The organism is Oceanobacillus piezotolerans, assembly GCF_003665065.1.
GTDB classification, from domain to species: Bacteria; Bacillota; Bacilli; order Bacillales; family Amphibacillaceae; genus Oceanobacillus; species Oceanobacillus piezotolerans.
In genome coordinates this window covers 429829-454548 of sequence record NZ_RCHR01000002.1, presented here as the reverse complement: position 1 = coordinate 454548, position 24720 = coordinate 429829, and the positions used below count along the sequence as shown (strand labels likewise).

The following is a 24720-nucleotide window of genomic DNA, read 5'->3' as shown; positions in this document are numbered from 1 at the left end:
CTAATTCATTTAGCCGGTAGATAGCTGAATATAATGTTTACCGGCATATTAATAGGAGGTGAATGTTAATGGGAGAGATTCCTGTGATAATTATCACACTTACGTTATTCATTGCTCTATTATCAATAGGTCTTCATATAAGCACTGTCTTACTTTTATCAGGTATAGTTGGTATTTATTTGTTAAGTGGTGTTCAAGCATTGACTGGAATTTTGGAATTAGATCCTTTTAATAGGGTTGCTAGCTATACGTTAACAACGATACCGCTTTTTATTTTAATGTCACAGTTTATCATGCATGCTGATATTGTAAAGTATTTATATTCTTTAGTTTTCAAACTTACTAGAGGTGTTTCTAGTGTTTTAGGAGTATTTACAATTCTCTTAGGAGGTTTTTTAGGAGCGGTATCTGGGTCTGGATCTGCTATATCAGCTAGTTTAGGACAAATAGCAGTACCAGAACTAAAGAAACGAGGATATAAAGAAGATCTTGCTGGTGCTATTGCAGCAGTTTCAGGTTCTCTATCTAGTATTATTCCTCCTGCAATCGGTTTAATTATATATGGTGCATTAACTCAAACTCCTATAGGTGATTTATTTATCGCAAGTATCATACCGGGAATACTAATGATTATAATTTTCATAATAGTACTAATGTTTTTGCATAAAAGATCTAAAAGAGAAGTTATAGAAACAGAAGAAGCTCAATCTATTGAATTAGATAACTATAGTGCAAAACAATATACAGTTGCTATTTTAACAGGTCTTTTTATAGTAGGTGCAATCTTTGGGGGGATTTATTTAGGTATTTTCACTCCTACTGAAGCAGGTGCAGTTGGTGCTTTTATAAGCTTAATTACAGCAGCAATTTTAGGAAAGGTAAATGTTAACTTCATAAAAAAATCCTTAAGAAGTACATTGGAAATAACAACAATGGTAATGGTTATCATGATTGGAGCGCAAGTTTTCGGGAAATTCATCTCTTTATCAAGGATTCCTAGAAAAGTGTTAGAAATGTTAGAGCCTTTAATGGGGATGCCATTACTTATCATCATATTATTGTTAATCATTTATTTTATATTATTTATGTTCTTAGAAGGTGCAGCGGTTATATTAATGACTGTTCCAATTACAGTTCCTTTGGCACAAGCTGTAGGTATCAGTCCTTTAGAATTTGGTATTTTAATATCTGCGATTGGAACAGCAGGATTACTGACACCACCTGTAGGTCTATGCGTTTATTCAGTAGCAGGTGTGACAAAGATTCCTATCGAAAATTTATTTAAGTACTCACTTATATTTGCGACTGCTGCCTCTATTGCGGTACCAGCTATATTGTTGAATTTCCCTGAGTTAATGACTTTTTTAGTAAATAATAAGTAAAGGAAAGTAAGGAGGTATATTATGAAAATCCTCAACAAAATTGATACAGTTATGCTCATAATAAGTGGAATAACAGTACTAATCATGATGCTTTTAATTGTTTTAGAGGTAATGTTTAGAACATTCCTTAACATATCCATTCCAGGGAATTATGAGTTTACTCAGAATTATTTAATGCCATTAGCCGTGTTTCCAATCTTATCTCAATCTTATACTTCTGGTATATTACCAAAAGTTAATTTATTCATCGATAGAATTAAGAATCTAGAGATCAAAAGATTAATACAATTATCATTGTTGATAGTAGAGATAATTACATTTTTGATTGTGACTTACTTTGCCTTTGGATATGCACTTAAGGGGGTGGCTGCTGGAGTCAGTTTCACTGCTGGTGGTACATTATTTCCATTGTACCATGTCTTATTTATTGTTCCATTTGGATTCTTATTAATGTCAGTTAAGGGGTGTTTCTTACTGGTAAATATGCTAAGAGACAAAAAATATATCCCTTTCTCATAGTATTAAATAAGGAGGAATTTTAATTGAATCAATCCCAGTTTCAAATGAGTGACGAGGTTAAGGAATTAAGGGCTAAAGTTAGAGATTTTATCGAGAGAGAAGTTATACCAGTTGAAAGGGCTATAGAACATGGCGGAGAGGAAGGAACAAGGGCTCTAAAAAAAGTACAGAATTTAGCTAAAGAACAAGGAATTTGGGCACTTGGTCTCCCTAAAGATATTGGTGGTGGCGGATTGCCATTCATGGATTATGTTTATATTAATGAAATTGTTGGCAGATCTGAAGCTGCTATGTTTGCTTTAGGAACTCATACTGCACAGGACGGTACAATGTTAAATTTATATGGAACAGAAGAACAGAAGGAAAAATGGCTTTATCCAATGGTTCGTGGGGAAATTAATCCATCTGTTGGTTTAACCGAACCTGAAGTAGCTGGATCGGATCCTACTTTAATCAAATCAACCGCGGTTCTAGACGGGGATGAATGGGTAATTAATGCACATAAGTGGTTTACCACTGGTGCTAATAAAGCGGCATTTACTACGATGTTCTGTGTAACCGAACCGGAAGAACAACGTCATAAAAGGGCCTCTATGATTATCGTACCTACTGACACCCCTGGTTATGAAATTGTTAGAGTAGTACCAACAATGGGACACGAATCAGGGAATCATTGTGAAATCCGTTTGACCAATGTAAGGGTTCCAAAAGAAAACTTACTTGGTAATCGTGGTGAAGGATTTATTATTGCCCAAAAACGGTTAGGGCCAGGTAGAATCTATCACTCTATGAGATGGCTGGGGCAAGCCCAAAGAGCATTTGATTTGATGTGTGAACGAGCTCTTAATCGTTATGCACATGGATCGTTATTGTCTGATAAACAAATGATTCAAAAGTTTATAGCCGATTCTGCAACTGAAATTCAGGCAGCACGTCTAATGACGTTTGAAGCGGCAAGGAAAATTGATGAAGGAAGTGATGCTCGAATTGATATTGCAATGATTAAAGTTTACGGGGCACAAGTTCTTCACAATGTAATTGATCGAGCTATCCAAGTTCATGGTGCATTAGGTGTAACGGGAGACACTCCACTAGAAAAAATGTATCGAGAAGCGCGTTATGCTAGAATTTACGACGGTCCAGACGAAGTTCATACTGCTTCTATAGCAAAAAGAATTCTTCGGACTTATAAAAATGAGAGCTTTTGGGATCCAGCAAATTTTTAAGAAATTAATTTATATGCCGTTTCTTAATTGAAACGGCATATAAATTTCAAATAAACAAGGAGGAATGAGCTTGACAAATCATGCTGTTTTATTAGATATAACCGATAATATTGCCACGATAACTTTTAATCAACCAGATAGGTTAAACGTTCTATCTAGTGAAATCATATCGGGCTTAACAGATAGTTTAAGGCAAATAAAGGAAGATTCATCTATAAGGGTTGTAATTTTAACTGGAGAAGGAAAAGCGTTTAATGCAGGTGGTGATATAAAGAGTTTTCCAGATATAAAAAATGCTGGGGTTGGAAGGAATTATATGACACAATCCATTCGATTTTATAAAGATTTGGCATCGCTTGAAAAACCAACAATCGCTGCAGTAAATGGATATGCAGTTGGTGCTGGTTTTAGTCTAGCAATAACTTGTGATCTAGTTATTGCTTCAGAAAATGCAACGTTTAATATGGGATTTAATAGAATGGGACTTGTTCCAGATTTAGGAGGACTATATTATTTACCGAGATTGGTTGGTATGCAACGTGCAAAAATGCTAGCCTTTTCTGGAAAAAATATAACCGCCGAAGAGGCTAAACAATATGGAATTTGTTTAGAGGTAACAAAAAAAGAAGAATTAATGAATAGGGCACGGGAGCTTGCTTTAAGTTTAAGAGATGGTACTGGATATTCGGTCGGATTAACAAAGTCAATTATTAATCAATCTTTTGAATCATCACTGGAGGATATCCTTTTTATGGAATCTATGGCTCAAGCCATTTCTTTCACAACGGAGGACCACCATGAAAGCGTCAAAGCTTTTTTTGAAAAAAGAGAACCAAAATTTACGGGAATTTAAGGGGGTATTCCAAGTTGAAATTTGTAGTTACTAAATTTTATTTTTTTGCACTTTGACTTGACATTCAAAATATGAATATTTAGAATAATAGTAACCACTTTAGAATATATAACATAAAGGAAGTGTATTTATATTGTCATTACGCCAAAAAAAAGCAGAAAAGAAAAAAGAAGAAATTATCCAATCAGCATTGAGTATTATTTCTGAGAAAGGGTACCATGCAACAACAATGGAAGATATTGCCGCAAAGCTCTTAATGACTAAAGGCTCTGTATATTATTATTTTAAAGACAAACAAGATTTAGTATATAAGAGTCAAAAAATGCTATTGGAGCAAAGTATATCAAATATAGAAGAAATTCTAATTGAAGACTTACCAATTGTAGAAAAACTAGAAAAAACAATGGTAGTGCATATTGAGTACTTGATTACTGAACGAACAGGATTCACGATGGGGGCAAGGCCTGAACAAATTTTTAAAGATGATCAGTTAATAGATATTCTAGATTTAAGAGCAAAATACAGTAAATATATAGATAGTCTAATAACACTTGGTATAGAAAGTGGCTATTTTCATAAAGTAGATGTCAAAATTGTTAGGAATATCATATTGGGAGCCATGAACTATGTAATTGAATGGTATTCACCAGAAGGTAGTAAAAATAAAGAAGAATTAGCTAAGTCTATTTCCGATTATCTGTTGAGAATCCTAATTAAGGATCCAAAATAAATATTGCACAATGAAGGGAGAAATATCATGGAATTAAATCAAGTATCAGCAGTCGTTACAGGGGGAGCATCAGGTTTAGGAGAAGCTACAGTAAGAAATATTGTATCTAAAGGTGGGAAGGTTACAATATTAGATTTGCAAGAAGATAGAGGGAATAACTTAGTAGAAGAATTAGGAGGAAATGTAACTTTTGTGAAGACCAATGTTACAGATGAAGAAAGCGTTCAATCTGCTTTAGAACATGCAGTTAATACTTTCGGGAATATTAATACACTAGTAAACTGTGCTGGTATTGGAGCTGCTGAAAAAACATTTAGCGGTAAAAAGGGAGCTCATGACCTAGGTACATTCAATAAAGTAATTCAAGTAAATCTAATTGGAACGTTTAATGCTATTCGCCTTGCCGCTGAAAAAATGAGTACAAACGAACCAAATGAAAATGGAGAAAGAGGAGTTATCGTTAATACTGCATCTGTAGCTGCTTTTGAAGGACAAATTGGTCAAGTAGCATATAGTGCTTCTAAAGGTGGAATTGTTGGTATGACTTTACCAATTGCTAGAGATTTAGCATCTCTTGGTATTAGAGTACTTACCATTGCTCCAGGACTATTTGAAACTCCATTATTCGCTACTGCTTCAGATAAAGTACGAGATGCCTTAGGAGCTATGGTTCCTTTCCCATCCAGATTAGGCTATCCAAAAGAATATGGGCAGTTAGTGCAAAGCATTATCGAAAATCCGATGCTAAATGGAGAAACCATCCGATTAGATGGTGCAATCCGTATGCAGCCAAAATAAGACTTTTATATTTAGCTGCATTTCAAAGAATAAATTATGCGCATAAATATCAGAATCTTTTAAAAACACTATATTGATTTACTAATTAGAATGATATAGGGGCGAAATTTATTGAAATTTGCTGAATTTGCAGTTGGAGATAGCTTTTCGACTAATCCAGTAATTGCAGATAAGAAAGATATGATTGAATATGCTGAAAAATACGACCCTCAATATTTTCACATAGATGAAAATGCGGCAAAAGATGGCCCATTTGGTTCATTGATAGCATCAGGATTCTACTCAATGAATGCTGTTTGGGCCGACTTTATTCGTATGGATATATTAGGGAAGGATTGTTTAGGAGGTCTAGGAATTGATGAAATTAGGTGGACTGTTCCAGTTAGACCAGAAGATACCTTGATTGGTGAATATACGATTTCAGATAAACGATTACTTTCGGATAAAAAAAGAGGCATTCTAAGTTTTGGTGTCAGCGTTAAGAATCAGGAAAAAAAAGAAGTGCTAACAGTGAAAACAAAGATTTTAATATCTGTTTGATGGTTTTGTAAGGGGTTTCAAAAATATAAGTGAGAGAGGAAAATGACAATGCGAGAAGCGGTTATCGTAGAGATGGTCAGAACACCTGTAGGGAAAAGAAATGGAGCGTTTAGTGGAGTACGTGCAGAGGATTTGGCTGCCAAACCATTAGCTGAAGTAGTGAAAAGAGCAGGAATTTCTCCGAGTTTAGTAGAAGATGTAATTCTTGGTTGTGTTTCACAAGTGGGGGAGCAATCATTGGATATTGCTAGAGTTGCTGCATTACAAGCTGGATTTCCGATTGAAGTTCCTGGTACAACCCTTGATAGACAATGTGGATCAAGTCAACAAGCTGTTCACTTTGCAGCACAGGCAATCATAAGTGGTGATATGGATGTTGTGATTGCTGGTGGTATTGAAAATATGTCACGTGTACCAATGGGGGCTAATAGAGGAGATGTTAAATTTAGTGATGAGATAACTTCAAAATATGAAATGATTCATCAAGGATTGTCTGCTGACAGAATTGCAGAAAAATGGGGTTTTACTCGTGAAGAAATGGATGCATTTTCATTAGAAAGTCACCAAAAGGCTATTCAGGCTCGTAATGAAGGCCGTTTTGAAAAAGAAATTATGCCAATAGAAGTTACATTGCCAGAAGGAATAACTGCTGTTATTAAAGATGATGAGGGTCCAAGAGAAAATTCTAGTCTTGAAAAACTGGGAAATTTAAAACCTTCCTTTAAAGAAGATGGAAATATCACAGCCGGTAACTCTAGTCAAATTAGTGACGGAGCAAATGCTATTCTTCTAATGTCACGAGAAAAGGCTGAAGAATTAGGGTTAAAACCAAGATTCCGTGTTCATACTCGTACAGTTGTTGGTTCTGATCCAACGTTAATGCTTACAGGTCCTATTCCTGCAACTGAGAAAGCTTTAGAAAAAGCAGGTTTATCGATTGATGATATCGATATTTTTGAAGTGAACGAAGCATTTGCCCCAGTACCAATGGCTTGGTTAAAGGAAACAGGAGCAGATCCTAAGAAATTAAATCCAAATGGAGGAGCAATTGCTCTGGGTCACCCATTAGGAGCAAGTGGTGGACGATTAATGATAACTATGATGAGTGAATTGGAAAGAACTGGAGGACGTTACGGACTACAAACGATGTGTGAAGGCCATGGAATGGCGAACGCCACGATTATTGAAAGATTAGATTAATAGAATGATAAACAATCTCTAGAAAGGGAGGGATCTGAGGTGCCGCTTACTTCTGTCCGCGTTCTGGATTTAACACGTTTATTGCCAGGACCATATTGTACGATGCTTCTAGCTGATTTTGGAGCAGAGGTTATAAAAATTGAGGAACCTAACGTTGGTGATTATGCAAGGGCAGATCTACCGAAAATAGATGAAGACAGTGTTTTCTTTCACGCGGTGAACCGTAACAAAAAAAGTGTTTGTTTAGATCTGAAATCAACGGAGGGAAAAGAAAACTTCCTTAAGCTTGTAAAGGAATCAGATGTAGTAGTTGAATCTTTTCGTCCGGGAGTAATGAAACGATTAGGAATTGATTATGAAACATTAAAGGAAATTAATCCACGTATCGTTTTTTGTGCGATTACTGGATATGGCCAAACCGGCCCATATGTTGATCGTCCAGGTCACGATGTGAACTATATTAGTTATGCTGGATTATTAAATATGATGGGTGAGCGTAATGGAAAACCGCTTATTCCGGCAGCTCAAATAGCTGATATTGGTGGGGGAGCACTACCTGCGACCATTGGAATTTTAGTTGCTTTGATGGGAAGAGAAAAAACGGGGAAAGGTCAGATGATAGATATCTCTATGATGGATAATGTCATTTCTTGGCTACCGACATTATTACCAGGTTACCTAGCTACGAATAAGCAACCAGAGCGAGGGAACATTGGTCTAAGTGGTAGGTTAGCTTGTTATGAGGTGTATCAAACAAAAGATGAAAAATGGATGTCAGTGGGTGCACTAGAACTTAAATTCTGGGATGCTTTTTGTAAGACAATAGGAAGAGAAGATTTTATTTCGAATCTAGAAGCGCCGACAAATGTCCAAGATGAAATGAAAGTAGAAATTCAAAAAATTATTGCACAGAAAACGCTAGATGATTGGATGGATATCTTCTCGGATGTAGATTCATGTGTGGCTCCTATTTATTCATTTGAAGAGATGATAAACGATCCGCAAGTTCAAGCAAGAGATATGATTAAAAACGTGAATCATAGTGAATTGGGAACAATGAAACAAGTTGGAATTCCGATTAAATTATCTGAAACTCCTGGTGAAATAAGGAAGCAAGCTCCAAAATTAGGAGAGCATACAGATGAAATTTTAGGTGAAATTGGAATATCGAAATAATAGATAGTTAAGGGTTTACATATTTTAAATAAAGGAGATGTAAGCCCTATCTTCTATTTACTAAAAATGTTTAAGAGAGGGAGATATACATGGTTGAATTATTATATGTAAATAAAAGTAATGGTGTTGCTACAGTAGTTATTAAAAACCCACCAATGAATGTGTTGAGTCAACAAGTAACGAAAGAACTAGATATTGTTTTCGGTCAATTAGAAGAAGATAATGAGGTAATCTCTATTATTTTAACAGGTGATGGAGAAAAGGCGTTTATGGCAGGTGCAGATATTAAAGAATTCCCGGAAAGAGACGCGGAAAAAGGAGATGAAATTGATACGCATACTGTTTTTAATAGGATAGAAAATATACCTAAACCAACGATAGCTGTTCTTAATGGATTTACACTTGGTGGAGGGTTAGAGTTAGCACTTACATGTGACATTCGTATTGCAGAGAATCATGCGAAGATTGGTTTACCAGAAGTAAATCTTGGATTACTTCCAGGTGCTGGTGGTACACAGCGTTTACCAAGAATCGTGGGGTCTTCAAAAGCTAAAGAGATGATGTTTACAGGATCACCAGTAGATGCAGAAGAAGCACATAAACTAGGAATTGTAAATAAGGTAGTTCCTAAAGGTGAAGGGAGAGAAGCAGCAGAAAAATTAGCAAATAAATTGGCTAATCAATCCCTTCAAGCTTTAAGTCGTATCAAGCGATTAGTAAATGTCGGAAGTGAATTACCGTTAGAAGAAGGGCTAGAAATGGAGAAACAGTTATTTAATGATTTATTTGTGACGGAAGATGCGAAAGAAGGAGTAAGTGCATTCATAGAAAAAAGGAAACCAGTTTTTACACATAAGTAAAAAACGTCGGGAGGAAATGGATCCATGCGAAAAGAAGCGATCGAAAGGATTAAGAATTCAGTAGAATTACCAGTTATTGTTGCGCCGATGTTTCTTATCAATAGCCCAAAAATGGTAATTAACGCCTGTGCTTCAGGGGTGATTGGTACTTTTCCGGTTTTAAATGCTCGGACGGATGAAATATTAGAAGATTGGATGATAGAAATTACATCTGAATTAGATAGGTTGGAAAAAGAAAATCCCGATAAAAAAATAGCACCATGGGGTGTCAACTTCATTGTCCATCGTTCGAATAAACGATATGTTGAAGATTTAGAGTTAATACGAAAATACCAGCCTCCAGTTGTCATCACATCATTAGGAGATCCTGGTCCAGTTGTAGAAATTGTTCGGGAATATGGAGGTATAGTATTCTCTGATGTAATCAATATTAAATTTGCTAAAAAAGCTATTGAAAAGGGAGCAGATGGCCTTGTTCTTGTTACAACTGGTGCTGGTGGACACGCAGGAACATATAATCCAATTTCATTTGTTCATGAAGTAAGAGAGTTTTTTGATGGACCGATTGCATTATCTGGTGGAATGTCTAAGGGTGAAGACATTTTAATTTCTGAGATTTTAGGAGCAGATTATGCATATATTGGTACTCGGTTTATACCAACAGAAGAAAGTATGGCACAAGATGAATACAAGGAAATGCTTATAGACTCTTCTATTGAAGATATTATATACACAGATGCGTTTAGTGGTATAAATGCAAATTATCTTATCCCAAGTATTAAAATGCAAGGTTTGGATCCTGAAAATCTTAATAAGAAAGATAAGATCGATTTCTCTGAGCTAAGAGATAGTGAAGTGAAGGCCTGGAAGCATATTTGGGGAGCGGGACATGGCATTGGACCGATTTCTCAAGTTCAACCGATTGCAGAAGTCATAGAAGAATTAAAGCAAGATTATAATGATGCAATTAAAGAAGTTTCGGAAAAAAATTTAAAAACAGTACAAAAATAATGGGGTGACCAAATGACGGAAGTATTAAAAGTACGGAAAGAAGGCCAAATTGCTTATCTCACAATGAATAGGCCAAATAAACTTAATTCATTATCAGGAGATTTAGTTTCTGCTTTAATTTCCGCTCTCAAAGAAGCGGAAAGAGATGATGAGATTAAGGGAATTATTCTATCTGGAGAAGGAAAAGCGTTTTGTTCAGGTGGAGATATCGATTCGATGACTTCTGGAGTTAGCCCGAAGCAAATGATGGATTCCATGAAAGAAACATCTGCTTTAACGAAGACTATATTAGACTTGGATAAGTTTGTAATTTCTGCAGTTCATGGGTTTGCAGCTGGAGCAGGATTTAGTTTAGCACTTGCTTCTGACTTTGTTATCGCCGACAAAAATACCCAATTCATTTCTAGTTTTCGGAATATTGGGTTAACACCGGATTTAGGATTAATTAAATTGTTATCTGATAATGTATCATCTCAAGTCGCAAAAGAATGGATTTCTTCTGGCAGGCGTATTACAGCTGATGAAGTTTACTCAAAAGGAATAGCTAATAGATTATCAGAAAGCGATAATCTACTAGCAGATGCAACTGAGTTTGCCCAATTTATTGTTGAAGGGCCACCTACTTCCAATCGATTTGTAAAGTATTTAGTGAATCATGCTAGTGAATTTACACATGAGTCAAGTATCATGCAAGAGAATATCATTCAATCATTAATGTTCCAAACGGAAGATTCAAAAGAAGGGATACAAGCATTCTTAGAAAAACGATCCCCTAATTTCACGGGAAAATAAACCCTTTTATATAGGAAAGGAGGATGGATAGTGCAAAAAGATATTGCAGATCGGAAAATAGACTGGAAGAAGATTGAAAATTATATACGAACTAAGATAGATGGCATACCTAATAGTGAAATAGAAATAAAACAATTTACTGAAGGGTATTCAAATTTGACCTATATGATCAAATCGGGGGATTGGGAAGCTGTTTTAAGAAGACCTCCATTCGGATATACACCTCCAAAAGCACACGATATGGAACGGGAATATCGAATCTTAGAGAAAATTCACCCTGTTTTCCCTTTAGCTCCAGAGCCATACATTTATTGTGACGATCCTGAGATTATGGATAAACATTTCTATGTTATGGAAAAAAGAAATGGAATTGTCATTGATGATGATATCCCAATTGAATTTGAGAAAACGGCTAAAACTGGCCAACAAATATCTGAAGCAGTAGTTAAGACATTTGTTGATTTGCAGCGTATTGATGTAGAAAAATCAAATCTAAATGATATTGGAAAACCTGAAGGATATTTAACACGGCAGGTATACGGGTGGATTAAACGCTATAAGCAATCCAGTACTGGTGACGAAGTAGAAAACATAGAAGAAATTGAGAAGTGGCTTATGGAAAATATCCCCACGAATGAAGAAGTTACGGTTGTTCATAATGACTTTAAATTAAATAACATGATGTTTGATCAGAAAGACCCTGGTAAAGTTGTAGCAATTTTTGACTGGGAATTAGCAACAATTGGTGATCCACTTACTGATCTAGGTTCAACGGTAGCCTATTGGGCAGATAAAGACGATCCAGATTTAGGCATAAATACGATAGCAAATAATAAAGGTTTTTACAGTAGAAGAGAATTTTTGGAAAGATATACACAACTTTCTGGTAGAGATGTTTCCAATTTTAACTATTATTTAACATTTGGTTTTTATAAATTAGCAGGTATTTTGCAACAGCTCTATTATAGATGGAAAATTGGCGAAATGAAAGATGAACGTTTTTCTACCCTAAATAGAGGGATATCTAATTTGATAGAAATGGCAAATGAAGCGCGGAATAATAGATTGCTATAGTTTTTTCTATAGCAATCTATTTCTAAAATATAGGCAAAGGGTGCTTAACATGATTACTTTGCAAACGCATGATATAGAAACTGTGTTAACGAATTATGTAAGCAAGAATATTTTAAATCGGGAAGATACGGAACTGATTGACTTTTTCCAACCCTCTGGTGGTTGGTCGGATGAAGCATATGTTTTTACGTTAAGCTGGAAAGAAAATGCGAAATGGAAGAAGCAAGGATTTGTTGTACGAAAAGCAAAAAATGGAGGGTTAACATTTGGTGAGAAAGATTTATACCCTCAGTACGGTATTTTGGATGAATTAAGTAAACATTCTAGTCTACCAGTACCTAAAGTGTACATTTTTGAAAAGAATAAATCTATTTTAGGAAATGAATTTTTTGTAATGGAAAAGTTAGAAGGGGCAAGTTATGTTCCATGGTCAAAAGAGGGGAGGGCATTTTTTCAAAAAGCAGCGAAGGGAGACATTCCTAAGCAATTTGTGAGGTATCTAGCAGATTTACATACATTAGATTATGAATCTCTAGACCTAAGCCAATCATTGTTTAAAGGAAGTAGAGTTGATTATATCGATTTTAAAATTAAAGAATTAGAGAATGTTTATGCAACTTTTAAATTTATGGATGATCCGATTGTGGTGGATGGGATAGAGTGGCTAAGTGTAAATAAGCCCGAACCGATTCCCCTAAGTATCATTCATAATGATTATAGAACAGGAAATCTAATGTACAAAGAGGATAAAATAACAGGAATACTTGATTGGGAGGCTGCAGAAATTGGCGATCCGAGAATGGATATTGCCTATGTTTGTGCAAAAGCAAATCGAATGGACTCTCCCTTACTATCCTATCTGATTGAGAAAGATACATTCTTTATGGAATATAAAGAAAGGACTAATCTTGAGTTTTCTGAAGGAGATATTTTTTATTTTGAAGTGTATCATCAATTAAAGTTTCTTATGATATCTTTATCTGCTGCTAATGCTTTTATAAAAGAGGGTTCGACAGATTTACGTATGGCAAGGCAAGGATTTCGTTTAACATTAATGAAAAATATGTTAGCCGAACTTCTCGGTTATTGAGGTGATGTTGATGTTTGATAAATCTTATACGTTACAGTTAGTTAATAAGGTGATAAAAGAAGAAATAATCCCATCGTTAAATTCAAGTGTTGCTAAGGAACAAGCTATAGCTATGATCTCTGTATTGAAGAGTGTTGATGTGAATTCGGAACAAAACCTCAAGCCTTATATAGAAGTAAATGAATTGTTACAAACAGAGCTAACTAGAATATTAGATTCAATAGAAAAATCAATCAATGGCATTTCAGGTAATATACAGAGATATCAAATCCAATTGGAACAAGTAAAAACGATAAAAAATGTTAAGAAAAAGTGGGAAAAATTAAATAACCTCTTGAGTGAATTTATTACGGAGCTATATCAAATGCCAGAAAATACACAGACCTTTATAGATGAATGTAGAACTCTATTGAGGAAACAGCTTGATATTGAAATGAGTTTAGTTGGATAACTAATTAGTCAGGAGGGACCGTATGAAGAGTTGGTTAGTAAAAGAATTAGGAAATCCAAATGATGCTCTTGTTTTAGAAGCAGAGTTAGCTAAACCCGAATTAGAGGAAAATGAGGTCCTTATTAAAGTAGAAGCAACAGCACTTAATTTCTTTGATATTTTACTGTGTCAGGGGAAGTATCAGGAAAAACCTCCACTTCCTTTTACCATTGGCTCGGAGTTGTCAGGAACAGTCGTGAAAACAAACAAAGGGAGTAAATACAAAGAAGGGCAACGAATATTAGCCCAGCCAGATCTACCAAATGGTGGGTTAGTAGAATATATTTCCGTTAAAGAAAATAAAGTATTCCCAATACCAGATTCTATGCCTTGGGATGAAGCTGCATCGATGTTTGTTACGTACCACACTTCCTATTACGCGCTTCATAATAGAGCAAATTTGAGATCAGGGGAAGTACTGCTAGTTCATGCAGGTGCTGGCGGAGTTGGTTCTGCAGCTATTCAATTAGGAAAAGCCGCTGGAGCATTTGTTATTGCGACAGCTGGTGGCGAAGACAAAGTCAAAGTGTGTAAAGAATTAGGTGCGGATATCGGAGTTGATTATCTAAAAGAGGACTTTGTACAAGTGGTGAAAGAAGCTACTAACGGAAAAGGAGCAGATGTCATATATGATCCGGTAGGAGGAAAAGTATTCGAACGTTCTAGAAAATGTATAGCTTTTGACGGACGCATTCTTGTTATCGGTTTTGCAAGTGGCACAATTCCGGAAGTACCAACTAACCATATTTTAATAAAGGGTTATTCTGTTGTTGGAGTACATTGGGGATATTTTCTAAAGTTAACGGATCAGAAGACTATAGAAAAAGAGCATGAAGAATTAATGAAACTTTATGAAGAAGGGAAAATTAAGCCTTTAATTTATAAAGATTTCCAATTTGATCAGGTTAAAGAAGCTTTAGAACTATTAGGTAACAGTAAAACATGGGGAAAGCTTGTAGTTAGGATTTAAATTATCTTTAGTGACATTCTAGGTAGTTCTTTATTAATGCGGTTTTAGATGTTAGCAACTTTTGATAAAGATAGCTTAATGGAGGTTTGTGAATGACCCATGAAATAGAAGTTTACGTACGTTTTAGTGAAACAGATGCATTGGGACATGTTAACAATGTTAGTTATTTGATTTACTTTGAAGAGGCTCGTACAAAATTTTTTGATGAAGTATGTGGTAACAAAGAACTTGCTGAAAGTTTTATTTTAGCTTCTGTAACGTGCGATTACTTGTCTCAAGCCTTTGCAGCACAAATCTTAAAAATAGAAACAAGAGTTAGTAGAGTAGGTAAAAAAAGTTTTACTGTAGAGCATCTGTTAAAAGACAAGGAAACTAATGGAATAATAGCTAAAGGGACAGCAGTTTTAGTTGCCTTTGATTATAAGATTCAAAAGACCATCTCAATTCCTAGTGGAGTCAGAAGTCGTTTGGAAAATAGACTGGTTTCAAATTAAGTCTTTAGCAATCATCTATTTAAAAAGTATTAAATCTTTAGTTAGGAAGTGACTTATTTTGTTAGAAGAATTTGGATTGAAAATGATAACTTTGGACCTTCCATTTCGGCTTAACCATGTTAATTGCTTTATTGCTGAAGGAGAGCATGGTTGGACAGTCATTGACGCAGGTATACATAACCATGAAACAGTCAAAAGATGGGATGAAGAATTGAAGGGAAAAGAAGTTACAGATATTCTGGTAACCCATTATCACCCTGATCATTTTGGTTATGTTGGAGGTCTGCAACAAAAGCATAATGCTCAAGTATCAATGACTGAAATTGACGCAAATAATGGAAAAACATCTTGGGAGGAAGAATTTTTAAGTAAATTAATAGAAAATTACTTGTTGGCAGGAGTTCCTTCTAATATCTCTAATAAAATGAAAGGGAATACAGAGGATTTTATTGCACAAGTAACCCCTTATCCAACCATTAACCACCATTTTGAAGATGGAGAAAAAATTCAAATTGGAAAGTTTGAATATGAGGTCATTTTTACACCTGGGCATTCCGATGGCATGGTAACATTTTATAACGAAGAGAAGGATACATTGCTTTCTACTGATCATATTTTACCAAAAATCACACCAAATATTTCTTATTGGTTTCACGGAGACCCTAACCCACTCGGCTCCTACTTTAAGTCGTTAGATAAAATTAAGAGGTTAAATGTAGATTTTGTCATACCATCACACGGAAAACCATTTCACAGGGCTAATGAACGAATAGCAGAGATAAAAGATCACCACGATGAAAGATTAAATAGGACATTGGAAATTATTAAGAGTGGAAGTACAGTATTTCAGACTAGTGAAAAACTTTTTAATAAGAAGTTGAATGTCCATGAAACAAGATTTGCTATTGGAGAAACGGTTGCTCATTTAGAATTCCTCCGAAGAAAAGGCGAGTGTTATCGTGAAATAAAAAATGATCGATACTGGTATTATCTTTAAATATTAGGAGGGGAAAAAGTTGGATATCGGTTTATCTCTTTCAAGAAATGCACGTCGAATTCCGAATAAAACAGCAATTATTTATGAAGGTGAAACATACTCTTATGAACGGTTTAATAACGAGGTTAACAAGCTTGCTCATGGCTTGTTGAAACAAGGGGTAAAGAAGGGTGATAAAATTGCGTTTATGATGAAGAACTCGGATAAATTCATGATTGTGTATTATGCAATTATGAAGGTTGGAGCAATTGCTGTACCTGTAAACTTCCGTCTTACTATAAATGAAGTAGCTTACATTTTGGATGATTGTGATGCAAGTATCGTATTTTTTGATGGAGACTATACATCTTTGATAAATTATGCCACTGCGGAAAATGAAAAGATTTATATGAAAGTAGCGATAGATAATAACGCTTTTGATGATCAACTAGCATATGAAGAAATTTTAACAGATAATATAATAGATCCTAATGTTATCGTAGATGAATCGGATGATGTCGAAATTTTATATACTTCTGGAACAACTGGTTATCCTAAAGGAGCTCTTTTTGATCATCATCGTGTTCTTCATGTTGTGTTTAATACTTCAATGAATATGAAAATAAATCCTGGAGATAATCTTCTACATGTTGCACCATTATTTCATTCAGCACAGCTAAATCTATTTATGGTGACAGGAACTTATTTAGGGTGTACACAAGTTATTCATCAATCTTTTGAACCAGAAAAAGTTCTAGAGGCTATTGAGAAGTACAAGATTAGTATTTTCTTTTCTGTTCCTACCATGTATAACTTTCTTCTACAGGTTCCTAATAAGGAAAAATATGATCTCTCTTCTGTAACAAGATGTGGATATGGTGCAGCCCCGATGCCCGTTGCTGTATTAGAACAAACAATTGAGCTATTTGGGACAGATCAATTCTACAATATGTGTGGCCAAACAGAAGGTGGTCCAGGTGCAGGTATTTTCTTATTACCGGAAGAGCATAAATATAAGATGGGGGCAGGGGGGAAGGCATCGTTAAATACCGAGGTTAGAGTAGTTGATGATAATGGTAATGATATATTACCAGGTCAAGTTGGAGAATTTATTATACAAAGTGAAATGGTTATGAAGCGATATTATAACAAACCAGAAGAAACGAAAAAGACCTTGAAGAATGGCTGGTTATATACAGGAGATTTAGCGACCATTGACGAAGATGGATATATTACCTTAGTAGATAGAAAAAAGGATATGATTATTTCTGGTGGAGAAAATGTTTACTCTACTGAGATTGAACAAGTATTGTATAAATATCCAAAATTACTTGAGTCTGCTGTAATTGGACTACCTGATCCAACATGGGGAGAGAAAGTAGTAGCTATAATCGTTCCGAAAAAAGGTGAGAAAATTGATCATCAAGACTTAAAAGATTTTTGTAGGAAATTTTTAGCCGGATATAAGGTACCTGTGGAATTTATTGAAGAAGTGGAAATACCTCGGAATGCTTCTGGTAAAGTCTTAAAGTATAAAATGCGTGAAGCATTGAATTCTGGAAAAAAGATTAACGCTTGAACTGGATAACAAAAGGTATAAGCGATATCTAAAGCTATATGCGTCAACAGTTTTTCTAATATTCATATATTTAAATATTTTTTAAAATATATATAAAGGAGGTAATTTAAGTGCAAATAATTGTAAGCGGTTTAATATTTGGGTGTGTCTACGCGTTAGTTGCATTAGGTTTAGTATTAATCTACAAGACAACAGAGGTCGTTAATTTTGCTCATGGTGAAATGGCTATGTTTTCTACGTTTATTAGTTATGTTTTGTTAACTAGTTATGGCCTTTCCTATGTTCCGGCCTTCCTTCTGTCGTTATTATTTGCTGCATTTTTTGGTTTAGCAGTTTACTTCGTATTTATGAAAAGAGTACAGAATGCTCCACATTTAAATCAGGTGGTATTAACTCTAGGTCTGTTTATGGTTGTTAATGGTGTAGCGGGGCTAATTTGGGGGTATCAACAAAAATCTTACCCAACAGCTATTGAGGGGAAGCCATTTCAAATAGGGTCTGTTTTTATTTCAGCAAATGAAATTTTAATCATTATCCTCACAGTAATTCTAATGTTGGTATTTTTCCTTATATTTCGTTTCACAAAAATTGGTCTAGCAATGCGCGCTGCATCACAAGATACCATGGCATCTGAATTGATGGGAATTAAAGTTACGACAGTTTTTATGGGTACATGGATTTTTGGATGTGTTCTAGGTGGAGTAGCAGGAATTATGACAGCACCACTTACCTTTTTAAGTCCAAATATGATGTCTGAAGTTTTAATTCTTGCATTTGCTGGTGCAGTATTAGGCGGTTTTGTAAGTCTTCCTGGAGCTATTTTTGGCGGACTATTAGTTGGGGTTTTTGAAAACTTAATTAGTTATTATATATCCCCAGAGATGAAAATTGTGTTTGTATTCTTACTAATTATTTTAGTGCTGTATGTTCGACCACAGGGACTTTTTGGTGGAAGAAAATTAATGAAAAAGGTGTGATGAAAATTGATGGGTATATTGTCGAATAAACGTTTGTTGCTATCCTTATTAGTTGGTTTCACGTTGGTTTATCCATTTTTATTTGGGCAATCAGGATATTTTATCACACTTTTTGTGATGATCTCTATCTATGTAATTACTGCAATGGCACTTAATCTTTTGGTAGGCAATGGTGGTCAAATGTCCGTTGGGCACGCTGGATTTCTAACGGTAGGAGGATATACGGTCGCTATATTAACTACCAAAGTGGGACTACCACTATTAGTTGTTCTTCCTCTTGCTGGTGTTGTAACTGGAGTAATTGGGTTAATAATTGGCTTACCAGCAGTACGATTGAAGGGTCATTTCTTAGCTGTTGCAACATTAGGTTTTGGTATTTCTATTCCACAAATTGCATTAAATTGGAATTCTTTAACGGGAGGATATTCTGGATTAGCAGTAAGTAGACCGGATTGGTTATCTAATAATCTTTCATTTTTTTATTTAATCATTTTGGTACTTGTTCTAGTTACTTGGCTTATTCACAATATCCTAAAAAGTAGTCTTGGAAGAGCTTTTGTTGCAATTCGAGAAAGTGAGGTTGCTGCTCAGTCTACAGGAGTCAACCTATCTTTTTATAAAACCGTTATGTTTATGATAAGTGCCTTTTTTACAGGGATCGCAGGAGGTTTATATGGGTATTGGTTTGGGTATGTCAGTCCGAATGATTTTACACTTGCTACCTCGTTTCTACTACTGGCTATGGTTGTAGTTGGTGGTTTGGCCTCTATTCCAGGCGCAATAATTGGTGCTGTGATTTTCACTATTTTACCTGAGTTAACAAGATCCTTTGTAGGATTAAACAATATTATTATTGGTATAGCAGTGGTATTAGCAATTTTATTCCTTCCAAAAGGATTGGTATCTATTACAGAATTTTTTAAGAAAAGGTCTCAACCTATTACGGTTAAAGAAGGAACAGATCGAACTGGAGGGATGGTTAAGGATGCTAACATTTAAAGATGTCACCGTACAATTTGCAGGTTTGACAGCGGTAAAGAAGCTTTCGTTTGAAGTTCCAGAAGGACAAATATATTCCATTATTGGACCAAATGGAGCAGGAAAAACAACAGTTTTTAACTGTATTAGCCGTTTCTATAAGCCTGTGTCTGGTTCCATAACGTTTATTGGAGAAGATTTAATGAAATTAAAGCCACATCAAGTAATTAAAAGAGGGATAGCTAGAAGTTTCCAGAATGTGGAGTTATTCCGTGAAATGACAGTATTGGATAACCTGTTAACTGGATTACATCCAATTATGAAGAAGAATATCCTTAGCATTGCATTAAATTTACCTTCCATAAAACGTGACGAAAGGATAGCACGAGAAAAGGCGAATGAAGTGATGGAGATGCTAAATATTGAACATTTGGCATATGAAAAAGTCTCTAATCTGTCCTTTGGTTATCAAAAAATGGTTGATATAGGTAGAGCGATGATGTCTGACCCAAAATTAATTTTGTTAGATGAACCAGTTGCTGGGATGAATTCAAATGAGACGGAAAAGATTAGTCAATTAATCTTAAAACTAAAAGAGGAATTAAATTACACCGTGCTACTTATTGAGCATGATATGTCACTTGTAATGGAAATTTCTGATCTTGTCACTGTAATGAGTTTTGGAGAGAAGATTGCACATGGAGTACCAAAGGAAGTACAGAATAATCCAGTAGTAATTGAAGCTTATCTAGGGGAGGTGGAAGAAGATGCTCAGTTTGTCTGATGTACATGTTAATTATGGCCATGTAAATGCTCTTAAAGGAATTAGTTTACAAGTCGATGATGGTAAAATTGTTTCTCTGTTAGGTGCAAATGGAGCTGGAAAAACAACAACCTTGAAAATGATATCAAGGCTAGTCAAACCCAAAAAAGGTGCTTATGAAATGGATGGCAAATCGATGATTAAAGAAGCTCCTAGTAGTATTGTGAAGAAAGGAGTTATTCATTGTCCTGAGAACAGAAGAGTATTTCCTCTATTTTCAGTAGAAGAAAATTTAATTATTGGTGCTTATAATAAACGAAACAAGTCAGTGAAACAGGAAATGGAAAAAGTCTTTTCATACTTCCCCATTTTAAAAGATCGCTTGAAGCAGAAGGCTGGAACATTAAGTGGTGGGGAGCAACAGATGCTTGCAATTGGTAGAGCATTAATGGGGAAACCTAATATTCTATTATTAGATGAGCCTTCTCTTGGCTTAGCACCAAAAATAGTAAATGAAATTTTCTCTATTATCAAAGAGATAAATAAAAGTGGTACTTCTATACTGATTGTTGAGCAGAATGCATATAAAGCAATTGAAATATCCGATTACTCGTATGTTCTTGAAAATGGAACTATTGCACTTCAGGGTACATCCGAGGAATTAAAAAATAATGACGAGGTGCGTAGACTATATCTAGGTGGTTAATAGGTATAGGTATGGTATGTGGGGTTAACGAAAAATTTGAAAAACAAAATAATTATTTTAAGGGTGGTTATATTGAAAAAAATAAGTTTATTGTTTTTTGTTAGTTTATTAGTTTTTGTGTTAGCAGCATGTAATGAAACAACAACTGGTAGTCAACTGAATAACGCAAAAGATGATGATGAACTCTATGTCACCCGAGGAGTCACTAACGATAAGATTCTAATTGGTAACATATCACCACATACTGGACCTATTGCAGAGAGTGGCACGGCTAGATATGGTACAGAAGCGTATTTTAATTATATTAATGAGAATGGTGGTGTTCATGGCCGTCAATTAGAACTAATTAGCTATGATGATCAATACCAGCCTTCTCAAACCGTTCAAGTAGCACCTAGATTAGTTGAGGAAGATGAGGTCTTTTTACTTTTATCAAATCAAGGTACAGCAAATAATTTTGCGGTTAAAGATTATTATGAAGAAAATAAGGTAGTAAGTTTTCTCATAAATACTGGTGCTCCGGACTTTACAGCAACTAAAAACCCTTATTGGTTAGGTACTGGTCTTACTGTATATAATATCGAAGCAGAAATATTACTAGAATATGCTATTAATGAAATTGGAGCAAAAAAGATAGCTGTTGTGTACCAAAATGATGATTTTGGAAATGTCGGTTTCGATGCTGTTAAAAAAGCTATAGGAAAATATGAGGGAGCAGAAATTATTGCAGAGGTTCCTTATGTAACAGGGAATGAAGATTTTAGTTCACAGGCTGTAAAAATTAAGGATTCTAATCCTGATGCTGTACTTTCTTTTTCTCTATCTGGCCCAACTGCTAGCCTTAAAAAATCGATGTATGATTTAGGGATAGATGTACCTTTTCTTGTAACTGGGCTTGGTGGTAATAATACAAATCAATTTGAATTAGCAGGTGCAGAAGCTTGGGAGGGTACGATTAGTTCTACACCTTACTTTAACCCAACATCAGCTCCAGATGATCCGCAAATGAAAGTTTATGCAGAGCAGTTAGCAAAGGACTTTCCAGATTTACCGATAGATGGTTTTGCTCAATCTGGCTGGGCTTCAGCTCAAGTTTTAGTTGAAGCTTTAGAGAGAGCGGGAGAAGACTTGACAATGGAAAAATTTGTGGAAGCCGTTTATACATTAGAGGATTGGGATGGCTCAATGTACGCTTCAGTTTCTTTTAGTAAAGAAAACCATTATGGTCTAACCTCTGTCTATATTACCGAGGCTAAAGACGGAAAGATCACACCAATAACTGGAAAAATTACTTATGATCCAGAAACAGGGGAAATATCTTCGGAATAGTAATTTAGAAGTGTAAAAATATGCTCTTAATAAATTTAGTAATTATTGGAGGAATTAATATGAAAAAGATTTATCTAATAACTGTGAGCATACTTCTAGCTATCATTTTAGTAGCTTGTAGTGATGAAAGTAGTAGTAATTCTACTAGCGAAACAGGTAATGATAAAACTGGAGAAGATAGCGATTTATATGTAACACGTGGAGTAACTGATGACAAAATCCTAATCGGTAACTTATCTCCACATACAGGTCCTGTAGCAATTAATGGATATGGTAGACACGGTATTGAAGCATATTTCAATTATGTGAATGAAAATGGCGGGATACATGGTAGAAAGATAGAATTAATTACCTATGATGATCAATATCAGCCATCCCAAACTGTTCAATTGGCCCCTCGTCTAGTGGAAGAGGACGAAGTATTTTTAGTTACTCAAAACCAAGGTACAGCAAACAGTATGGCAGCTAAAGAATACTATGAAAATAATAAAGTGGTTAACTTTCTAGTTAATACAGGTGCACCTCAATTTACTTCTGAGAATAACCCTTATTGGTTAGGTTCTGGGATGCTTGCATATAATATTGAAGCGGAAATTCTATTAGACTATGCAATTAACGAAATTGGTGCGAAAAAGATTGCTGTCGTTTACCAAAATGATGACTTTGGAAATGTAGGATATGAAGCTGTCAAGGAAGCGATTGGAAATTATGATGCAGAACTCGTTGCTGAAATTCCTTATGTATCCGGAAATGAAGACTTTAGTTCTCAAGTAGTTAAGATAAGAGATGCAGATCCAGATGCAGTTCTATCTTTTTCTCTAGCAGGAGCAACAGCAAGTCTGAAAAAGACAATGTATGACATGGGTGTTGAAGTTCCATTTCTTGTAACAGGTCCTGGTGGCGGAGATACGAATCAATTTGAATTAGCAGGAGCTGAAGCATGGGAAGGAACGATTAGTTCTTCACCATTCTTGAACCCATCATCTGCTCCAGATGATGAGCATATCCAAACCTATGCTGCGCAAATGGAAAAAGATTTCCCAGATATCCCAGTGGATGGCTTCGCACAGTATGGTTGGGCAGCTGGACAAGTATTAGTTGAAGCTTTAGATCGTGCTGGTGAAGATTTGACAATGGATAAATTCGTTGAAGCAGTATACACGTTAGATCAATGGGAAGATTCTATGTATGCAGCGGTTTCTTTCAGTCCGGATAACCATTATGGGTTAACCTCTCTATATATTACAAAAGCATCTAATGGAAAAATTATACCAGTTACAGATAAGATTCACTATGATCCTGCAACAGGTGAAATTACGTACGATTAAGAGTTATTACTTAGGGGGAGATCCCCCCTTAAGTAATAATTCTCTACAATAATTCATAGTTATGGGAATTAGAACTATAACTATGATTTTCATACATAAAAAGTGAAAGGAAGATTAGATGCGATTAAGAAACAAAGTAGCAATTATAACAGGTGGGGGCGGTGGAATAGGTAGAGCAACTGCATTACGTTTTGCAGAAGAAGGTGCGGAAGTAATGATAGTAGATTTGGATGAAAAATCAGCTGTCGAAACGGCAAATTTAGTAAATGACAAAGGTGTGAATGCTTCCTATACAATTACGAATATGACGAAGCCAGAAGAAGTAGAAAATATGATAGATAATACGTTCAAGGCTTTCGGAAAAATCGACATATTATTCAATAATGCTGGAATTATTATGCACGAGAAAAAGATTCCTGATGTAGGAATAGATGAGTGGAATAAAATAGTAGATATCAATCTAAATGGGGTATTTTTAGGACTAAAATATACTATTCCGAAAATGAATCCTGGAGGTTCTATCATTAATACAGCAAGCGTTGCTGGAATTAAAGGACAGAAGCTAGTATCTGCTTATTCTGCTACAAAGAGTAGTGTGATTGCTTTAACAAAGTCAGCTTCTACTGAATTTGGCAGACAAAACATCCGTGTAAATGCGATTGCTCCTGGAATAATTGATACCACGATGGTATATGAATGGAAGCAAGCTAAAAAATGGCCTGTATTGTCTACAGCAAATGCGTTAAAAAGAATTGGTCGCCCTGAAGAAGTTGCTAATGCAGTATTATTTTTAGCATCGGATGAGGCATCTTTTATTACAGGTGAGACACTAGTGATTGATGGAGGCACACTAAATATATAAGATTGCTAACTTTTGTA

General features: G+C 35.3%; 26 protein-coding genes. All 26 read left to right on the top strand.

All coding sequences use genetic code 11. From position 1 onward, the window contains the following. The first annotated feature begins 68 nt into the window (after positions 1 to 68). The 26 genes from D8M04_RS06540 to D8M04_RS06415 all read left to right on the top strand — a co-directional run bounded on the left by D8M04_RS06540 (position 69) and on the right by D8M04_RS06415 (position 24703). Positions 69 to 1382, top strand: coding sequence for a TRAP transporter large permease (locus D8M04_RS06540; protein ID WP_121522103.1), 1314 nt, complete (start codon positions 69 to 71; stop codon positions 1380 to 1382). 21 nt (positions 1383 to 1403) lie between these two features. Then, positions 1404 to 1901: a TRAP transporter small permease gene (locus D8M04_RS06535; RefSeq protein ID WP_121522102.1), complete on the top strand. Its 498-nt coding sequence runs from the start codon at positions 1404 to 1406 to the stop codon at positions 1899 to 1901. A 23-nt stretch (positions 1902 to 1924) separates the two neighbouring features. After that, the gene (locus tag D8M04_RS06530) at positions 1925 to 3127 is read left to right on the top strand and encodes an acyl-CoA dehydrogenase family protein (RefSeq protein WP_246001140.1); all 1203 of its coding nucleotides are present in this window, start codon (positions 1925 to 1927) and stop codon (positions 3125 to 3127) included. A 70-nt stretch (positions 3128 to 3197) separates the two neighbouring features. Further along, positions 3198 to 3980: an enoyl-CoA hydratase/isomerase family protein gene (locus D8M04_RS06525; protein WP_158595088.1), complete on the top strand. Its 783-nt coding sequence runs from the start codon at positions 3198 to 3200 to the stop codon at positions 3978 to 3980. A 133-nt stretch (positions 3981 to 4113) separates the two neighbouring features. Further along, on the top strand, positions 4114 to 4710 hold the full coding sequence (locus D8M04_RS06520) for a TetR/AcrR family transcriptional regulator (RefSeq protein ID WP_121522100.1): 597 nt from the start codon (positions 4114 to 4116) through the stop codon (positions 4708 to 4710). Between the two features lie 27 nt (positions 4711 to 4737). Beyond that, complete coding sequence (locus tag D8M04_RS06515; RefSeq protein WP_121522099.1) at positions 4738 to 5508, top strand: 3-hydroxyacyl-CoA dehydrogenase; 771 nt, start codon at positions 4738 to 4740, stop codon at positions 5506 to 5508. 111 nt (positions 5509 to 5619) lie between these two features. Further along, on the top strand, positions 5620 to 6048 hold the full coding sequence (locus tag D8M04_RS06510; protein WP_121522098.1) for a MaoC/PaaZ C-terminal domain-containing protein: 429 nt from the start codon (positions 5620 to 5622) through the stop codon (positions 6046 to 6048). Between the two features lie 48 nt (positions 6049 to 6096). After that, the gene (locus tag D8M04_RS06505) at positions 6097 to 7248 is read left to right on the top strand and encodes a thiolase family protein (RefSeq protein WP_121522097.1); all 1152 of its coding nucleotides are present in this window, start codon (positions 6097 to 6099) and stop codon (positions 7246 to 7248) included. Positions 7249 to 7287: 39 nt separating this feature from the next. Further along, positions 7288 to 8424: a CaiB/BaiF CoA transferase family protein gene (locus tag D8M04_RS06500; protein WP_121522096.1), complete on the top strand. Its 1137-nt coding sequence runs from the start codon at positions 7288 to 7290 to the stop codon at positions 8422 to 8424. Between the two features lie 89 nt (positions 8425 to 8513). Continuing rightward, positions 8514 to 9284: an enoyl-CoA hydratase gene (locus tag D8M04_RS06495; RefSeq protein WP_121522095.1), complete on the top strand. Its 771-nt coding sequence runs from the start codon at positions 8514 to 8516 to the stop codon at positions 9282 to 9284. Positions 9285 to 9308: 24 nt separating this feature from the next. Continuing rightward, on the top strand, positions 9309 to 10295 hold the full coding sequence (locus D8M04_RS06490; RefSeq protein WP_121522094.1) for an NAD(P)H-dependent flavin oxidoreductase: 987 nt from the start codon (positions 9309 to 9311) through the stop codon (positions 10293 to 10295). Positions 10296 to 10307: 12 nt separating this feature from the next. After that, positions 10308 to 11087, top strand: a complete 780-nt coding sequence (locus tag D8M04_RS06485; RefSeq protein ID WP_121522093.1) for an enoyl-CoA hydratase/isomerase family protein — start codon at positions 10308 to 10310, stop codon at positions 11085 to 11087. Between the two features lie 30 nt (positions 11088 to 11117). Next, complete coding sequence (locus D8M04_RS06480) at positions 11118 to 12161, top strand: phosphotransferase family protein (RefSeq protein ID WP_246001139.1); 1044 nt, start codon at positions 11118 to 11120, stop codon at positions 12159 to 12161. Positions 12162 to 12210: 49 nt separating this feature from the next. Continuing rightward, complete coding sequence (locus D8M04_RS06475; RefSeq protein ID WP_158595087.1) at positions 12211 to 13251, top strand: phosphotransferase family protein; 1041 nt, start codon at positions 12211 to 12213, stop codon at positions 13249 to 13251. Positions 13252 to 13261: 10 nt separating this feature from the next. Beyond that, positions 13262 to 13702 (top strand): hypothetical protein, encoded by a 441-nt coding sequence (locus D8M04_RS06470; protein ID WP_121522090.1) that lies wholly within the window; start codon positions 13262 to 13264, stop codon positions 13700 to 13702. Positions 13703 to 13724: 22 nt separating this feature from the next. Next, a complete protein-coding gene (locus D8M04_RS06465) occupies positions 13725 to 14711 on the top strand; it encodes an NADPH:quinone oxidoreductase family protein (RefSeq protein WP_121522089.1) in 987 nt (328 codons plus the stop codon). A gap of 92 nt (positions 14712 to 14803) precedes the next feature. After that, positions 14804 to 15205, top strand: a complete 402-nt coding sequence (locus D8M04_RS06460) for an acyl-CoA thioesterase (protein ID WP_121522088.1) — start codon at positions 14804 to 14806, stop codon at positions 15203 to 15205. 58 nt (positions 15206 to 15263) lie between these two features. Beyond that, positions 15264 to 16202, top strand: coding sequence for an MBL fold metallo-hydrolase (locus tag D8M04_RS06455; protein WP_121522087.1), 939 nt, complete (start codon positions 15264 to 15266; stop codon positions 16200 to 16202). Between the two features lie 19 nt (positions 16203 to 16221). Then, positions 16222 to 17760: a class I adenylate-forming enzyme family protein gene (locus D8M04_RS06450; RefSeq protein ID WP_121522086.1), complete on the top strand. Its 1539-nt coding sequence runs from the start codon at positions 16222 to 16224 to the stop codon at positions 17758 to 17760. A gap of 110 nt (positions 17761 to 17870) precedes the next feature. After that, entirely contained in the window at positions 17871 to 18737 is an 867-nt protein-coding gene (locus tag D8M04_RS06445) for a branched-chain amino acid ABC transporter permease (RefSeq protein ID WP_121522085.1), read from the top strand. 9 nt (positions 18738 to 18746) lie between these two features. Continuing rightward, positions 18747 to 19736: a branched-chain amino acid ABC transporter permease gene (locus D8M04_RS06440; RefSeq protein WP_246001158.1), complete on the top strand. Its 990-nt coding sequence runs from the start codon at positions 18747 to 18749 to the stop codon at positions 19734 to 19736. Then, positions 19723 to 20499: an ABC transporter ATP-binding protein gene (locus tag D8M04_RS06435; protein WP_121522083.1), complete on the top strand. Its 777-nt coding sequence runs from the start codon at positions 19723 to 19725 to the stop codon at positions 20497 to 20499. The genes D8M04_RS06440 and D8M04_RS06435 overlap by 14 nt, the downstream gene beginning before the upstream one ends. Beyond that, positions 20483 to 21184: an ABC transporter ATP-binding protein gene (locus D8M04_RS06430; RefSeq protein ID WP_121522082.1), complete on the top strand. Its 702-nt coding sequence runs from the start codon at positions 20483 to 20485 to the stop codon at positions 21182 to 21184. The genes D8M04_RS06435 and D8M04_RS06430 overlap by 17 nt, the downstream gene beginning before the upstream one ends. 72 nt (positions 21185 to 21256) lie before the next feature. Then, the gene (locus tag D8M04_RS06425; RefSeq protein ID WP_158595086.1) at positions 21257 to 22513 is read left to right on the top strand and encodes an ABC transporter substrate-binding protein; all 1257 of its coding nucleotides are present in this window, start codon (positions 21257 to 21259) and stop codon (positions 22511 to 22513) included. A 59-nt stretch (positions 22514 to 22572) separates the two neighbouring features. After that, positions 22573 to 23841, top strand: a complete 1269-nt coding sequence (locus tag D8M04_RS06420) for an ABC transporter substrate-binding protein (RefSeq protein WP_158595085.1) — start codon at positions 22573 to 22575, stop codon at positions 23839 to 23841. A gap of 118 nt (positions 23842 to 23959) precedes the next feature. Then, positions 23960 to 24703 (top strand): SDR family NAD(P)-dependent oxidoreductase, encoded by a 744-nt coding sequence (locus D8M04_RS06415; protein ID WP_121522079.1) that lies wholly within the window; start codon positions 23960 to 23962, stop codon positions 24701 to 24703. Positions 24704 to 24720: the final 17 nt, after the last annotated feature.

What these genes read in the sequence shown, in the direction of transcription:
- D8M04_RS06535 (WP_121522102.1), top strand. Translation starts at nt 1,404, where the DNA reads ATGAAAATCCTCAACAAAATTGATACAGTTATGCTCATAATAAGTGGA.
- D8M04_RS06515 (WP_121522099.1), top strand. Translation starts at nt 4,738, where the DNA reads ATGGAATTAAATCAAGTATCAGCAGTCGTTACAGGGGGAGCATCAGGT.
- D8M04_RS06430 (WP_121522082.1), top strand. Translation starts at nt 20,483, where the DNA reads ATGCTCAGTTTGTCTGATGTACATGTTAATTATGGCCATGTAAATGCT.
- D8M04_RS06460 (WP_121522088.1), top strand. Translation starts at nt 14,804, where the DNA reads ATGACCCATGAAATAGAAGTTTACGTACGTTTTAGTGAAACAGATGCA.
- D8M04_RS06435 (WP_121522083.1), top strand. Translation starts at nt 19,723, where the DNA reads ATGCTAACATTTAAAGATGTCACCGTACAATTTGCAGGTTTGACAGCG.
- D8M04_RS06475 (WP_158595087.1), top strand. Translation starts at nt 12,211, where the DNA reads ATGATTACTTTGCAAACGCATGATATAGAAACTGTGTTAACGAATTAT.
- D8M04_RS06540 (WP_121522103.1), top strand. Translation starts at nt 69, where the DNA reads ATGGGAGAGATTCCTGTGATAATTATCACACTTACGTTATTCATTGCT.
- D8M04_RS06490 (WP_121522094.1), top strand. Translation starts at nt 9,309, where the DNA reads ATGCGAAAAGAAGCGATCGAAAGGATTAAGAATTCAGTAGAATTACCA.
- D8M04_RS06470 (WP_121522090.1), top strand. Translation starts at nt 13,262, where the DNA reads ATGTTTGATAAATCTTATACGTTACAGTTAGTTAATAAGGTGATAAAA.
- D8M04_RS06440 (WP_246001158.1), top strand. Translation starts at nt 18,747, where the DNA reads ATGGGTATATTGTCGAATAAACGTTTGTTGCTATCCTTATTAGTTGGT.
- D8M04_RS06485 (WP_121522093.1), top strand. Translation starts at nt 10,308, where the DNA reads ATGACGGAAGTATTAAAAGTACGGAAAGAAGGCCAAATTGCTTATCTC.
- D8M04_RS06420 (WP_158595085.1), top strand. Translation starts at nt 22,573, where the DNA reads ATGAAAAAGATTTATCTAATAACTGTGAGCATACTTCTAGCTATCATT.
- D8M04_RS06495 (WP_121522095.1), top strand. Translation starts at nt 8,514, where the DNA reads ATGGTTGAATTATTATATGTAAATAAAAGTAATGGTGTTGCTACAGTA.
- D8M04_RS06465 (WP_121522089.1), top strand. Translation starts at nt 13,725, where the DNA reads ATGAAGAGTTGGTTAGTAAAAGAATTAGGAAATCCAAATGATGCTCTT.
- D8M04_RS06415 (WP_121522079.1), top strand. Translation starts at nt 23,960, where the DNA reads ATGCGATTAAGAAACAAAGTAGCAATTATAACAGGTGGGGGCGGTGGA.
- D8M04_RS06505 (WP_121522097.1), top strand. Translation starts at nt 6,097, where the DNA reads ATGCGAGAAGCGGTTATCGTAGAGATGGTCAGAACACCTGTAGGGAAA.